The sequence below is a fragment of the Arthrobacter sp. AOP36-F1-5 genome (assembly GCF_058137995.1).
The window spans coordinates 412551-428407 of sequence record NZ_CM176892.1 but is presented as its reverse complement, the minus strand read 5'-3'; the positions used below and the strand labels follow the sequence as shown (position 1 = coordinate 428407).

Genomic DNA, 15857 nt, shown 5'->3' with positions numbered 1-15857 from the left:
TCCCCTAACCGGCCACGAGTTGCATTAACTCGGTGTAATCAGTGACAACCCCGTAAGTCACGTTCTGGCCGTTGGCCTCACTCACGGATTCGAAGAATTTACGGGCACATTCAATCTTCGCCTCCTCAACTCCTTTGAGTTGCAGGGTCGATAGGGAGCCCTTGGTCTCGGCGACGAAATAGACATGCTTCACGCTGCCCTCGGTGAAGGCAATCGCCCAGTCCGGGTTGTAGTCTCCCACCGGTGTCGGGATGAAGAACCCCCGAGGGAGCTTCGCATAAACCGCGACTTCCTTACTCGTCTCCAACTCGGCAACAAACGCCTTCTCGACCTTCGAATCAGTAACCACATAGTCATAAACATGTTTAGCCAACTTTTCCTGGCCTGCGATGAGTTCCTGTCTCGTCTGGTTCTCCGCGAAGATCGCCGTCTCGTACCGGTCCTCCAAGGAGTCGTAACTGAGGTGCTCGACGATGACCGTCGCCTTCTGTTCATTGACCAGCCGCGAAACCTCGGTAATGAACTGCTCCGGATTGATACGGAACTTCCCGAACGTGCTCGGCCCGATACCGCGCAGAATCGCCGCGACCGTACGCCGAGTCAACTGGGTCTTCTCCGTAATCTCACCCAGCAAGTCGTACTGCACCTGAGAGCCGGCGCTAATCTTCTCGGTTTCCGTCTCCGTGCTCGTAGCAGTAAACCCCTCGCCGGAGCTCAAGTCCTCGGCATCTAACGAGTCACGTTGCTGCCCTGCCTGGACGACATACTGCATCGCTGCGACATTCAGATGCTTATCCAGCGCCTTGACGCACTTACCGATCAGCTCATCCGAATCGAACTCAACCTGGTACACCGCCTTGTGGTTGATCCTCCCCCACAACTCCTGGAACTCCTTCCGCCCCAGGTTGGCATTGGGTTCAAGCTTCTTGAGCTTACGGGCATCCACTGGCTTGGGCAGATCAATGTATAGCTCGTCGACCAAACGCCACACGAAATCAATGACCGGCAGCAGCACCTCGGACGTCGTCACAGCAAACGTCCCTGACTCCCTGGCCTCCTTATAGGCCTCCGAGACGGTGTCGTCGTCGTTGAGGTAGTCATTTTTGATCAGGTACTTATAAAGCGCCAACGCCTCCGCTTCCCCAAGGGAGGATTCGCCTTCCTTCGTGACGATGGTCTTACCGGTGAAGAACTTGGCGCTCGCCTTACGCGGACGGGCAGCCAAGGACTCGGAGAGCTCCTTCTGCAACCCGGTCACAAAATCCGTATACGCCTCATCGGTGACAACAGTCAGCTCATTGACCTGATGCACCGTAACCGGGTTATCCATCCGGTCCCCCTGCTGATCAACCGCCAACCGCAGGCCACGCCCGATCTCCTGTCGCCGAGAAACAGTGTTGTCGCTCTTCTTCAGCATCCCCATCACGAACACGTTCGGGTTATCCCACCCCTCCCGCAAGGCCGAGTGGGAGAAGATGAACCGCACCGGTTCGGCGAAGGAAAGCAGACGTTCCTTATCCTTGAGGATCAGATCGTAGGCATCCGTATCAGTAGATTGGCCCTTATCGTCGCCACGGCCGCTGATCTTGCCGTCGACTTGTCGCTTGCTCTTCTTATCGATCGAGAAATACCCCTCATGCACCGCACCCACCACGTCGCGACGCAGATACTGCTGATAGGCCACGGCCGCTTCATCCAGCGGCAACTCAGCAAGAACCTCATCCCGGATGGCCGTGTATTCCTCCTCGAACACACGGGCATACTCGCCAAGGTGGTCGTCACGCTCATAGTCGCGGTACTTGGCCACCTCGTCAATGAAGAACAGGGAGAGTACTTTAACGCCCTGGCTGAACAGTTCACGTTCCTTCTCCAGATGCGCCCGGACCACCTCACGGATCTGGATCCGACGCTTCGTCTCCTCCGTGACATCACCATCAGCCAACTGACCTGCAGTGACCACATCCCCACTACTGAGCTCGATCAGATCCCGGGTCGCGTCGATGTCGGTGACAATCAAGCCTTTATAGGCTTCGATGCCATTGGAGATATCATGCAGATTCGTCCCCATATCCAAGCGCTTAACCTGGCGTTTGATCGGCCCGCCCTTGGTCTGGACCTCAATCTCGACCCGGGCTCGAGGCTTCGCACCTTTCGCGATCTCGATCGCATCCAAATAAAGGTACGCACTCGACCCGGCAAGGCCCTTGACCGTGATACCCCGCACGGCGATCTTCTTCACCAGCTTCTGGTTATACGCATCCAACGCATCCAACCGGTGCACTTTCGTGTATTCATGATGCGGTTTATGGGTCGCCGAGTAACGCAGGACCATCAACGCATTGAACTCAGCCAAAGACTTGATCGAGGTCGAGGCATTCTTCGGTTTCCCGGATTTAGTATCGAATTCCACCCCGAAACGCTGCGGCTCATCAATGATCACGATCGGCCGGTTCGCCTTGATCACATCAATAGGACGGCGGGACTGGAAATCATCGAGCACATCATAAATCCGCCGCTGATCCTTACCCGTAGCGTTGAACGCCTGGATGTTGATGATCATCACCTGCACCCCGGCATCGGAACTGAACCGCTCCAACTCATGCAACTGGGAAGAGTTATAGACAAACGAACGTGGTTTCGTCCCATAAAACTGTTGGAAATGCTCAGCCGTGACATCGAACGATTTCTTCACGCCCTCACGGATCGCAACCGAGGGAACAACGATGATGTATTTCGACCAGCCGTATCGTTTATATAGCTCCATGATCGTCTTGATATAGACGTACGTCTTGCCCGTACCAGTCTCCATCTCAACCGTCAGACTCGGCGCCCCCGGGGCAGCCTTGCTCTGGACCAGTTCCGTCGACAAGGGCAGATTCCGAGAACCCTGCACCTTACGAACGTTCTCCAATAACTGCGTACTGGACAGCGCAATATCGGCGTTACGCAACCCCGAGTCCCACACAGCATTCATCTCGAACAACCCAGGATTGGAAACCGGCTTCGCCTTCCCCGGATCAACCCGGTAGGAAATACCGTCGTGTTTGGGCTGACCGGCGAAGTTCTCCACCACCGCATCCACAGCATCGGTCTGGTAGCCCTGGACCTTAAACTGAAGCTTCATCTAGATTCAGACCGCCTTCACGTCAGTCACCGGCGAGACCTCACGGAAAACCTGCTCCGCATTGATCCGCGCAGCATCAGAATCAAACCCGGAATCACGGAACACAACCCTCAACGGCCCCCGCCTAGCAATCTCTCGCACAAGCTCCGGGCTGACGTGGTCGTCAAAGCACGCAATCAGCGCATCATCTTCAACGACGAAGACCTCATGACCGTCGATCTGCTCAACAGCAATAGGCATCGACAGTTCCAAGCCCCAGTCCAACAACACCTGGAACAACAAGTCTTCACCCGAGCGATCAGGCTTCACACTGCCCTCAAGCTCGTCAAGAGCCAACTGATCAGTATTATCCGACGTACGAAGAACATCCATCATGTTCGTAGTGTCAATCTTGAGGGAACGGAAACCAACGTCTAGGTGAGCTCCCGCTTTTGCAGCTTGAGATGTCAGCTTTTGCCCAGCGCGCTTGATCCGCTCACGTGCGATGCAAGAAATCGTATCGTAGCCTTCCTCTGCCTCCCCGCGATAAACGATGGGTTCATCAAGTTGAACAAGAATGAACCGGCGGTCCACGCCGTCCTGGGCGGACTTCTGCAGGACAGCTTGAGCGGTAGTTCCCGAACCCGCGAAGAAATCGAGCACAATTGTCGGCTCACCCGAGTCCGGCGAAAGCGCCAGAAGTCCTTCGAGTAACCTCGACGGTTTCGGGTAGTCGAAGGGAATGTCGTCCATAATTTCCCTAAAGTCTGCCTTTCCAGACTGCGTGCTCCCGTAGTCCTTATACCCGAGAATGTTTCTGGGGACAACCCTGCCCGCAGTGGTAAGAAATTTTTTAATTCGCGGCACTGAAGATTGACCATCGCTACCCCAATAGAGGCGCTCGTCCTCAATTAGCTCTTGCATACTCTCTCGGGAGTACTTCCATGACGATCGGCGCGAAGGCCACACTTCTTCCCCAGTTTTGGGGTTCTTGATCGGGTAGTACAGATTCGGGCGTTCATCTGCCGACTTGTTAGATGTCGCCGCTACCGAGTTCCACGGACCCCGAGAGTCACTGTCCGGGTTCGTATAGTACCTGTTGTGTTGCTCTGTTCGTTCAAGCCTACCCACCACTCCTGGCCGCTTTCTTCGGGCGTAGACCAATATCTGTTCGTGATCGTTGCTGAAATACTGTGAATCGTTCGAAGGGCTTACCTTCTTCTGCCAAACGAGAACATCCACAAAGTTACTAACGCCAAAAATTTCATCGCACATCAGCTTTAGAGTGGCGAATTCCCCGGAATCGATACTGATGAAAATCAATCCATCGTCGGAGAGCAGGTTTCGCGCCAGCTGCAGGCGCGGGTAGAGCATGCTCAACCAGTCGGAATGAAAGCGTCCATTCGACTCCGGATTCGCCGATAATTTGGCCCCGCTGTCGTCTGTCTGTCCCGACCTCGACAGATATTCCTCTGCGGTTTCTGCGAAGTCGTCGTTATAAACGAAGTCATTACCCGTGTTGTACGGCGGATCAATATAAATCAGCTTGACCTTGCCCAGATAGGACTCCTGAAGCAACTTCAACGCATCCAGGTTATCGCCTTCGATGAAGAGGTTCTTCGTGGTGTCAAAGTCCACCGACTCCTCACGCACCGGACGCAACGTCTTAGCAATCGGCGCGTTCGCCGCGAACGAAGCTGCACGCTTACCCGGCCAATCCAACTGGTAGCGCTCCTGAGGCCCATCAACAACATGATCCGAGAGTTCCTGACGCAGCATGTCGAAGTCGATGCACTGCCTCGGATTACCCTCATCATCAAGAGTCTCGGTTACGACGCCAGGGAACAGGTCGGCGATCTTGGCGATATTCTTATCGGTCAAATCGGGCGAGGTCATACGCAATTTCTCCACGGGCTACCTTTGTTGTTCCAATTCGGTTTGCTTGATCTTCAAAGTACGACGTAACTCGACCTTGCGGTTGAGCTGGGGTTCGTTGCGGAGCTTACGCTCCAACGCAGCCACCTCTCGTTCGAGTTTGGCTACAGTTTGTAGTCTGTCAGCCACCCCCGTCATTTCCTCACCCGGACGCACCACCACCGGCATCAACGGCCCCAACAGCCCCGTATAAAGCCCCGACAGGCTCGTCGCCGCCGGCACGGGCTCCCGTGCAGTATCGGGGTGCTGCCACGCGGTCGTGTAGTAGGGGCTCATCTTCGGGGCACCTGCCCCAAGCTGTTTATGCGCCGCCACCATCCGCACGCGGGCCGACTCACCACTACTACCGGTGATCTCGAAAATGATCGGAAAAGGTATCGCCCTATCGATAGCGGCCAACACCGCATCGGAGACATCCTTCCCCTTCGCATCGATGTGGAAAACCTGAACCTCGGGCACCGCCAGACTCGCCGGAAGGTTGATCGTGGCCTCGGCGAGCTTATAGGCCCAGGTGATGCGTTGGACTTCGGAAACGAACTTGTCTTTCACCACCGCGGTGACGGTCCCGTGTGAGTAGAACTTTTCTTTCGGCACCCGGCTACCAAACTTCGCGGCAGCCGGCCATCGGTAAAGCAGATCAACCATCAGGACGTAGCCGGCCCATCATCAACGGTCAGGGCAGGGTCGATGACGGCAATGAACGCGATCAACTCAAAATCATCGAGCCCGGCAATGGCCTGCGTCAACGCAGAAGTATGCCCACCGGTGAACAGGCTATCGATATCGCGTTCCTCAGTGACGTCGATCATCGAATGAATCGCCTCAGTCAGCAGATCCGAATACCGGCCCATCTCGGCGCCATCCTTTGTTGCCTTGTTGAAGGCCCGGACCACGTCGGTGACCGGTTCATCATAAGGCCGGCACCCACCACGGATCAGATCCAGCAAATGCTTCGCCTCGGTGTGATCGGCCACGACAGCGCCCGCATCATCGAGGTAAACCAGATAATACGGGTGCAACCGGTTGCCCCGATTATTATCCTGGTCCGTGTTCACGTTCCTTAAAGCGAAGATCACACCGGGCTTCAACCCTTTGGCCGGATCGGCAGGAATCACCGCATGCAACCCCTTGGGCGCCTTGGCCAGGTCACCGTGTTCTTTGATGTATCCCAGCAAGTCCATCCGGAAATCGTTCAAACCCAGATCCGTGATCGACACCCCGGTCCGTACGTCTTCCAGCTCAATGACTTCGTCCTGGAGTTTGCGCAACTGTTCCTTCCGGAAAGCAGCATCGGGATCCTCTTGGGACAACACATTGTCATCTGCCGTCCCGGTGACGTCGGCGATCACCATCCTGTTCTCGACCCGTTCCTTGAGATTGATGTACTCATCCAAGGAAATATCGGGCCAAAAGTTAACCAGTTGAATTCGTTCGTTCGTGGAACCGATGCGATCGATACGCCCGAAACGCTGAATGATCCGCACCGGGTTCCAATGGATGTCATAGTTGATCAGGTAGTCACAGTCCTGGAGGTTCTGGCCCTCACTGATCACATCGGTACCGATGAGTACATCCAGTTCACGAGTCTCCTGCGGCATCATCAGATGACGCTGCTTCGACGTCGGCGAGAACATCGCCATGACCTGCTGGAAGTCGAACCCGGTCCCCAACGTTGTCTTCGCCCCATGACTACCCCCAGTGATCACCCCCATCTGTGACCCTGCCTCCTGTAGGACCGGCGCCAACTCGCGGTAAAGGTAGTTCGCGGTATCGGCGAACGCGGAAAACACCAGTACTTTGCGGTTGCCCTCATTAATCGGGTGGGCGACCTTATCGGTAATGAGGTTCTTGATCCGCTGTAGTTTCAGATCATGTTCGGCGGTGACTTTGGCCATCTCCGCTAGCAGGCCACGGAGCGTTTCACGGTCGTTGGATAGGTCTCGCCGCCAGGACTCCACATCGATGTCATCCAGTTCGATCTTGATCTTCTCCCCGAAGGAAATCGCCTCGACGTTCGCGTCTTCCTCGTCATCGAGATCAAAATCCAACCCCGACAACTCCGCCGACAGACCCGAAGACGCAGCAGCGTGGGAATCCAAACGAGACAATGCCTTCTCAGCCGACCCCTCAATCCGTGACAGGGTCAGCCGAAACGCTTCCACGGAGCTTTCCAAGCGTTTGAGTAGGTTCACGGTCATCAGTTTCTTCAAACCCTGCTCACGGCCCGCCTGACCGAGATTGGCCCGACCCGTGCCGGCAGTGACGCTGTAAAGATCCTCATATTTCGCCAGCCGGCTGGCGAACACGTACGTAAACGGGGTATACATCGCCAACGTCAGGTTCTGGAGCTGTTCGAAAATCTCGTTGAACCCCGGTACCCCGGGCAAGTCGGTCAACGGCTCACGAATCGATTTCGGTGCCAGACGGGTCGGAAACGCACCGACCTCCGTCGTGTCGTAGAACGCCTGGATATGCCGGCGAGACCGGGCAATCGTCACCGAATCGAGCAGCTCGAAGAAATCAAAGTCCAACATCTGCAGGATCCGGTCAGTGGTCCGATCCTCCACACCCAACTTCTGCCACTCGTTGAAGACCTTCTGGGCATCACTGAAGACCTTCTCCACCGTCGTGGAAAGATTCAAATTCTTCGCCAGGTTCGCCGACTCCCCCTCATAGGCAAGCTGGAGCTGGTTCTTCAGATCATTGAACCGGTTATTCACCGGAGTTGCCGAGAGCATCAGAACCTTGGTCTTCACACCCTCACGGATCACCTGACGCATCAACCGTTGATAACGCGATTCCTTCTCTTCTGCATAATCAGCATTGCGGAAATTATGCGACTCATCGATCACCACCAAGTCGTAATTACCCCAGTTCACCCGATCCAACCGCAACCCCAACGACTCGCCCCTCACCCGGGATAAATCGGTGTGGGCCAGGACGTCGTAGTTGAACCGATCCGAAGCGAAAATATTCGTCGTCAGATTCGCGTTGTAGTTCGTCCAGTTCTCCGCCAGCTTCTTCGGACTCAACACCAAGACAGACTTATTACGCAGCTCGTAGTACTTCACCACCGCCAGCGCAGTGAACGTCTTACCCAAACCCACACTGTCGGCAAGGATGCACCCGTTATAGGTCTCGAGCTTATTGATGATCCCCGTCGCCGCATCCCGCTGAAAGTCATACAGACTCTGCCAGACCTTCGTCTCCTGATACCCGGTGCGATCGTTAGGCAACACATCTTCGTCGATGTCCTCCAAGAACTCCGCGAACAAGTTATAAAGGACCAAAAAATAGATCCGTGCCGGGGAATTCTCCGCATACACACTGGCAATATGCTCTTGCACTGCCTCAGTGACATCATCCAATTGCGCCGGGTCATGCCAGATCTGATCAAAAAGGCCCAAAAAATGTCGGGTCTCAGCAGACCCCTCGAATTTGGTGACCACATTCGAAACCGCAGGACCACTCTCATACCCCAAATCAGTGGTCGAGAAACCCTGAATCGGAAAATAAGCCACGCTGTCATCAACTACGGCAAGCTGTTGCATCGGCTGCCCCGTAGCGCTAGAACGAAAAACCGCTTTGCGGCGCACCCAATCCGCGCATTCCCTCGCGATCGCACGCTGCATCAACTGATTACGCAACCGGACCTCGAACTCAGACCCGTGCAGACTCGACTCCGCCTGACCCGCCGGAATGAAAAACTCCCGACGTTCCTTACGGAGCTGATCCGTGACCTCCTCAGTCACGAACGACGGAGAAGTGAAAATGAACTCCAACCCGGAAACCTGCTCGAGCTCCTCACGCAAAGCCTGAAAAGCAAAAATAGAGAAAGCCGACGCCGCAATGCGCACCTTGGACCCCGGTTTGATCACCGCTTTGAGATCATCACCGAGCAGATCGTTGACGTTATCGATCATGCGCATACTCAGCCACCTACCCCAACGAAGGAACCGCCGTACCCAAAGCCAACAGTCTCACCAGATGAAAACTCCCGCTCTCGGATACACAGACGATCGGGCATGCTCACCAAGGCATCCCAGATACATGCCAGCGATTCTCGCGAGCACAAACTCCCGACTATAGGCTGCAATATTTCGATCACTGTGGCCCCCGACTAATTCCACGACTCGAATCTTCCTCAGCTACAGATCGTAGCCCCGTCCCCTCCGCAGATACGCGACGTCGCTCTCCTGAAGCCACTGTGTCAACCTCAGTTTCACAGCTGCTTGATGTTTCATGAAGTCGCTTCAGTGGCCCGTCAGATTCATGGACTCTCCCAGGGGCGTCCTCCTCCGAAGCCACTGGGGGCTCCGCTGCTCCGCACGTGGGTAGGCGCCGAAGTACTTCTTCAAGAACTGCACGGCGAACTCCGGGACCGTAGAATTTAAGCACGGTCTCGAGCAAGTATCCCGCATTTCGGGACACTAGTTCTTGTTCCAGCGGTCCCAGCAGGGGACCACCTGATCCATCTGTAGCATGCCTGTCCCTCGACGTTGTCGCCTCGATCGGCGCGCTGGACGATCGTGATCCCGCATTTGAGGTGGTGCTTCTACCCCTATCACCAACAGCGTTTGTCGGAGAGTCCCCTGAGACGTCTCCCCCCGTAGCGGCAGAAATTGAACTTGTGGCTCGCACCGCAGCAGGCTGAACGGGTGGCTTACGGCTAGCAACAGGATCATCTACGAGAGTGACCTTCTCGAATCCGTCACGAATAATCTGTGGAACCTCACCCGCGGGTGCCAGAACGTCCAGTCTTGAAGTAGTTCTGGTCAGCGCAATGTAGAGCAGACGAGCCCCGTTATCTTGGTCCAAAATATTCTGGGGTTCCACCACGACGACTGCATCAAATTCTAGGCCCTTCGAATCCTCCGGGGTAACCAGGTTGATGGACGATCCAAGTTGCCCAGCGCTCGAATCGCTCCACTTCAACTCGGCCTCTGTGAATGCATTCTGTAGTGGTTCCCAAGATTCCTTCGGTGCAATCACACCGACGAATCGTCCTTTTGAGCTGTGGTGACTGGCAACTTTCGCTACTTCGCGGGCAAGCTGTCCCCTGACTACGTCGAAAAGCTCCGGAAGGGCGTTCGCACTTCGTACAATCGTCGGAGCTGTTGTCCCCGGCGCCGCCAAGGGCAGCAACCGTGCGGCAACTTCGAAAACTTCCCTAGGAACTCGGTACCCGTGCCTTAGTTCCTCAACTTTTGCAGGCAAACGAGAACGCAAGGCACTCACTGCATCCGTCCAGTCGTCGCGGGCGAACGGTCCGGTTGATTGTGCGACGTCACCAACGAGGGTCATGGACCCGTTGCGGGACCGCCGACGAAGGGCAAATAACTGCATCGGCGTCAGGTCCTGCGCCTCATCGATGACGATGTGCCCCCAGAGGGGCTCGTCTTCGGACATGTAGCCCTCAGCCTCGTCTATGAGCCCAAGATCAGCCATGGTCCACGGCTCCTCGGAAACTCTATCGGCAGTACTCCGATAGAGCAGTTCGATCTGCTCAGTACTCAGATAGTCGCCGGCAGCCGAACGGAGCCGCTGTTTCGAACCAAGCAATTCCCGGATAAATTGTGCAGGTGAGAGCCGTGGCCACATCCTGTCCACCGCAGCATCGACCGAGGTTGGATCCATGACATGGACCGCGGACAGTCCTGCACGAAACGCGCCGGTCTTAGCGCAGTGACTCAACAGACGCGCTTTTAGTTCGTCCCGTCCTCGTCCGTATGGTTCGGACCGCAGTTGACTGATATCTGCTTCGACAGTCTCTGGCAATATCTTGATGGTTGCCACCGAGTTTCGTCGACTAATGCGTAACGGGGTCAACGGGACTTTGATTCTGTCGTCTAGGCCACGGGCAATGACATCTGCCATTTCGGCTAGGCCCTTTACCCGTGCGATGTTGATTGGCTCATGAGCTCGGATTCCAGTATCTCCGGCCAAGAGTTCCTGTATGGACGTTTGGCGGACGCGTTGATCTCCCAAGGATGGAAGGACCTGTTGAATGTATTTCGTGAATGCCGGATTTGGGCCCACGACCAACATGTCATCTGCAGGAAGTTCGTCTCTGTAGGTGTACAAAAGCCATGAAGCCCTATGCAATGCGACTGCTGTTTTACCAGTTCCTGGCCCACCCTGGATGACCAACAGTTGGTCTTTGTCACTACGCATAAGCTTGTCTTGAGACGCTTGAATGGTGCGAACGATGTCATGCATGGTGCCCGTGCGGCCGACGGCAAGACTGTGCAGTAAGGAATCATCAGCCCCGATCTCGTCGTCTAGACTTTCGACCGCAGCTGCCAATTGTGAGAATGGTTGGGTCCCCGTTAGCAGTCCAGCGGCTATGCGATAGCTAATTGGTTCTCTGCAATCCAGCGATCCCAGTGTCTGAACGGCGTCATTCCGCCGAGGGATCCATGAGGACGTTCATGATTGTAGATGTCTTTCCACTCGTCGGCCAAGTACTTTGCCTCGGCCATTGTGTCCATGATTTCTCCGGCTAGTTGTTCCCTCCTGAATTGGGCATTGAATGATTCAGCGAACCCGTTCTGCCACGGCGATCCTGGATCGATAAACGCCGTATTGACTCCGGCCGTGGCGCACCAGTTGATCAGAGCAGCAGCTGTGAACTCCGGCCCGTTATCGGACCGGACGTAAGCCGGAGTGATGCCGGTTTCAGCGATGATGTCCTCCAGAGCGGCGACCACATCCGTGGCGGTAAACGACCGACGCGGAATGATCGCCAGGGCCGTGCGGCTGTACTCATCGATAACGTTAAAGAACCTAATATGCCGGCCGCAGGAGGTCGTATCGGATTGGAAGTCGAAGCTGACCACATGCATCGGATACTCGGCACTGAGCCTCTTCTGCTCCCCGGCACAGGGACCGCTACGGCGTTTCTTGCGGACCTTGGGCTCGCAGGTGAGTCCCTCCAGGCGCCAGAGCCGGCGGACGCGCTTCTTATTCAGCGCTATCCCGTCCCACTGCGGCTGCTGGAGCAGATGCCAGCGTGCTTTACGCCAACCCCAGGCCGGATACTTCACCGCGACCGCTCGTAGATCAGCGCGCAGCTGGGCCTCTTCGAAGCTGACCGCTGGGCGGCCTTTGCGCAGCGCTGAGCGATTCTGGCCCAGGACGCGACACGCGAATCTTTCGGAAGCCCCGAACTTCTCCTGCGCCATGCGTACAGCACGGCGGCGTGGTTCAGGGCTTAGAATTTTCCCCGCGCCACCTCGCTCAGAATGTCGATGGCTAGTTCCTTCTCCGCCACCAGCTTCTTGAGCCTGGCGTTCTCCTTTTCGAGGTTTTTCACCGCCTTGGTCTGGCCGGCGTTCTTCTCGGATCCGTACTGCTGAAGCCACCGGTACCACGTCGCTTCAGTGATCTGTAGTTCCTTGATGACCTCGATCATCGGCCGTCCGTCGTTGAGTAGCTTCTGGCCCTGCCGTACTTTCGCGATGACCTGATCAGGGGTATGTCTACGTGCCATATCTATGAATTTCCTCCTGCATCCATTATCGGATGCGAAACTCACATAGTCACCGGGCTTCTACCAAGGGACCCAACCAAGAAGACTTTGTCGGCGAATGCGTCAATGTGATTACGCGTCGTCCGGTAGTCACGTTTGCGAACGAGGCCACGCCGTTCTCCGGTTGTGGCCTGATAGAACTTCTCCGCCATAGACGATTTCCAGCTGATAACGAGTTTCTCGCGTTGGTCGTCGCTGATTGCAACTTTTCCAACGTAGTACTGGTCTCCGTCGTCCAGGTCCATCCGGCCGAACGCCACCGAGTCCGTATCTGTCAGATACTGTCTGGAGTCTAAATGCTTCTTCATGGCTCGGCGTTCTGGCCCTGTACCGACCTGCAACTGCTTGGCACTGTCGAAAGTCAGGGATCTGTCGTAGCAAATCCTCGCCATATCGAAATGCTCTTGTTCGGCGAGTAGCTCACCCTCATACTCTTCAATGGTCATATGACCGCTCCCCCATTTATGGCGCCTTCTTCGCCGCTTATCATTCGTTAGTTCAAAAGTATCGTTGTAGTCCGACAAATCAGCCATCAACATTCAGCTTTCGTTGCCGGATGTTTGCAACCAAACGAATCAGAGCATAAACGGGCAAGTAGCTATCCGATTCACTCTGGATCGCATACCGCTCTTTGCAGCCGGAAACATTCGGCAGAGCTAGGGCCAGAACCGATCCTCGGCCAGATTGTTGCGTTCTGTCCTAATTCAACGCCGAGTTGCAACTGCAAATATTAGGCACGCGAGCAGGTTCGACACCCCGCAAAAGCCCATACGCTTAGACTCGGTGCAAGCAAGCCGAACAAGCACTCATGAAGGCAGGAGCGTCAGGGAGCATGTCGATCCACAACGGCCTCGCGGCCGCGCCCGACTTTCAGCGGTACGTCCGTGTTCTAATCGAGGCCGACGTGGACACCTGCCCGTTGGCTGTGCTGGATCTGGACGGTTTCCATTCCAATGCTGCGGTAATGTCCGCCCGCGCCTCAGGAACGGCGATCCGCGTCGCTTCAAAGTCGATTCGTGCGCGCGGTGCTCTCAAAGCGGCTCTGGCAAAACCCGGTTATTCCGGAGTTCTGGCCTTTACCCTCCCGGAAGCACTTTGGTTGGCCGAAAATGGAATCCGCGACATCGTCGTCGCCTACCCGACAGCTGATCGCGAAGCGCTGAGGCAACTTCTGCAGTCCGAGGCCAGGGAACACGTCACGGTCATGGTCGATTCCTCTGAACACCTGGAGCTCCTCCGCGACGTTGCCGGGTCCGCCGACGTCCCAGCTGGAGCGCGCTTCCGTGTCTGCCTCGATATTGACGCCTCCTACGCGCCGGCTCGCCATCGCACGGGCACTCTGGCCTCCAAGCTCAAGGTCGGCCCGGCACGCTCCCCCATCACCACGGTCGAACAAGCAGTCTCCATGGTCCACGCTTGCGAACGCGCCAGCGTGAACCTCGTCGGGATCATGATGTATGAGGGGCAGGTCGCCGGGGTCTCCGACGGTGCCCGCACACCCCGCGGGCTCGCAGTCCGCGCCCTGCAGGCTCTTTCTAAACGAGACATCGCCCAATGGAGGGCCGAGGTCGTCGCCGCAGTGCGCGAACTGGTGGACTTGGAATTCGTCAACGGCGGCGGTACGGGATCGATCGAATCCACCAGCGCCGAGGCTGCCGTCACCGAGGTCGCCGCCGGTAGCGGGTTCTACGGGCCCGAACTCTTCCAGCACTACCGCGGTTTCCGTCCTGCCCCGGCGTTGCACCTGCTCTTCGACGTCGTTCGTCGTCCTGCGCCGGACACGGTCACCGTGCTTGGTGGTGGCTGGATCGCTTCCGGACCGCCCGGCAATGACCGCCTCCCGGTCCCCGTCTGGCCGGAAGGCCTGCGCTATGCCCCGGCCGAAGGGCCAGGTGAAGTCCAGACACCGCTCACCGGTCCCGCAGCGGCCGGACTGAAGGTCGGCGATCCAGTCTTCTTCCGCCACGCCAAGGCCGGGGAACCACTGGAGCGGCTGAACTCCGTCCTCGTCTACAGCAACGGCGAGATCATCGACGAATGGCCCACATACCGCGGCGAGGGAAAGGCCTTCCTCTAGATGTACTGCCCAGGGAGGTTCGTTGAACTCGTGCCACGACACGATCTGAATTAATGGGATGAAGAAGGCCCCCTGATGTGGAGTGGAGCTGTCTAAGAAACCGCTTCACAAACAGGAGGCCTTCATGTCCCACGCTAATGCAGCCTTGACTCCGAAAGCACGTCTGAGACTTGCCAGGCTCATCGTCGAAGATCGCTGGAGCGTGTCCACCGCGGCGAAGATGTTCATGGTCTCCTGGCCTACGGCCAAACGCTGGGCAGAGCGCTATCGGGTCCACGGCCCGGCAGCAATGGCCGATAAAACCAGTCGGCCCAGGACGTGCCCGGCACGCACCAGGCAGGCCATGGTGAAGAAGATCGTTGCCCTGCGCTGGCGAAAACGGTTGGGCCCGGTCCAGATCGCCTACCGGCTGGGACTACCTGCCTCGACCGTGCACGCGGTGCTTGTTCGTTGTCGGATCAACCGGTTGCGTTATATCGATCGGGTCACCGGCGAGCCGATCCGCCGCTATGAACATCCTTATCCCGGATCCATGATCCACGTGGACGTCACCAAGTTTGGGAACATCCCCGACGGTGGAGGGCACCGATACGTAGGCCGACAGGCAGGGGACAAAAACCGTGCGGCGACCCCGGACAAGCCCCGCAATGCGACCTACAACCCGAAAATGGGTACCGCGTTCGTACATACCGTGATCGATGACCACTCCCGCATCGCTTACGCCGAGATCCACGATGACGAGAAGGCCGTCACGGCCATCGCCGTGCTGGGGAGGGCCGTGGCCTGGTTCGCGGACAGGGACGTCACCGTGGAGCGGGTGCTATCCGATAACGGTTCCGCCTATCGCTCACATGCCTGGCGCGATGCCTGCGGGGAGCTGGGGATCAAGCCCAAGAGGACCAGGCCCTACCGGCCCCAGACCAATGGCAAGATCGAACGGTTCCACCGGACACTGAATGACGGGTGGGCCTACGCCAAGTTCTACGGCGACGAGGCCACCCGTCGAGACGCGTTGCCGGCCTGGATTCATGAATATAATCACCACAGGCCCCATACCGCTATCGGGAACCAGCCACCCATCAATCGTTTAACTAACGTCCCTGATCAGTACATCTAGATGGCATCACGAACCACCCGGCAGGACGCCGGAATCCCCGCAGGAGCCAGGCTCACCCGGAGCCGCTGGTCTTGGCGTAACTGGTCAGCTAGCG

At 56.7% G+C, this 15857-nt stretch carries 9 protein-coding genes; 2 read left to right on the top strand and 7 right to left on the bottom strand.

What is annotated here, in order from left to right:
• Window positions 1–4 precede the first annotated feature (4 nt).
• The 7 genes from AC3ZI9_RS02010 to AC3ZI9_RS01980 form a co-directional block, all read right to left on the bottom strand.
• The gene (locus AC3ZI9_RS02010) at window positions 5–3124 is read right to left on the bottom strand and encodes a type III restriction-modification system endonuclease (protein ID WP_489923787.1); all 3120 of its coding nucleotides are present in this window, start codon (window positions 3122–3124) and stop codon (window positions 5–7) included.
• Window positions 3125–3130: 6 nt separating this feature from the next.
• The gene (locus tag AC3ZI9_RS02005; protein ID WP_489923786.1) at window positions 3131–5014 is read right to left on the bottom strand and encodes a site-specific DNA-methyltransferase; all 1884 of its coding nucleotides are present in this window, start codon (window positions 5012–5014) and stop codon (window positions 3131–3133) included.
• 3 nt (window positions 5015–5017) lie between these two features.
• The gene (locus AC3ZI9_RS02000) at window positions 5018–5683 is read right to left on the bottom strand and encodes a DUF4391 domain-containing protein (protein ID WP_489923785.1); all 666 of its coding nucleotides are present in this window, start codon (window positions 5681–5683) and stop codon (window positions 5018–5020) included.
• The gene (locus tag AC3ZI9_RS01995; RefSeq protein ID WP_489923784.1) at window positions 5683–8967 is read right to left on the bottom strand and encodes a helicase-related protein; all 3285 of its coding nucleotides are present in this window, start codon (window positions 8965–8967) and stop codon (window positions 5683–5685) included. Before AC3ZI9_RS01995 ends, AC3ZI9_RS02000 begins: the two co-directional genes overlap by 1 nt.
• Before the next feature lie 175 nt (window positions 8968–9142).
• Window positions 9143–11212, bottom strand: a complete 2070-nt coding sequence (locus AC3ZI9_RS01990; protein WP_489924015.1) for a HelD family protein — start codon at window positions 11210–11212, stop codon at window positions 9143–9145.
• A 170-nt stretch (window positions 11213–11382) separates the two neighbouring features.
• A protein-coding gene (locus AC3ZI9_RS01985; RefSeq protein ID WP_489923783.1) for an IS3 family transposase occupies window positions 11383–12530 on the bottom strand; the annotation gives its coding sequence in 2 pieces (ribosomal slippage) (window positions 11383–12266 and window positions 12266–12530; 1149 coding nt in all).
• A 41-nt stretch (window positions 12531–12571) separates the two neighbouring features.
• Window positions 12572–13015 carry a hypothetical protein gene (locus AC3ZI9_RS01980; protein ID WP_489923782.1) on the bottom strand — a complete coding sequence of 148 codons (444 nt, stop codon included), beginning with the start codon at window positions 13013–13015 and terminating at the stop codon, window positions 12572–12574.
• A 386-nt stretch (window positions 13016–13401) separates the two neighbouring features.
• Here AC3ZI9_RS01980 and AC3ZI9_RS01975 point away from each other — a divergent pair, with 386 nt between their 5' ends.
• Entirely contained in the window at window positions 13402–14646 is a 1245-nt protein-coding gene (locus tag AC3ZI9_RS01975) for an alanine racemase (protein ID WP_489923781.1), read from the top strand.
• A gap of 124 nt (window positions 14647–14770) precedes the next feature.
• A complete protein-coding gene (locus AC3ZI9_RS01970; protein ID WP_489923780.1) occupies window positions 14771–15763 on the top strand; it encodes an IS481 family transposase in 993 nt (330 codons plus the stop codon).
• Window positions 15764–15857 lie beyond the last annotated feature (94 nt).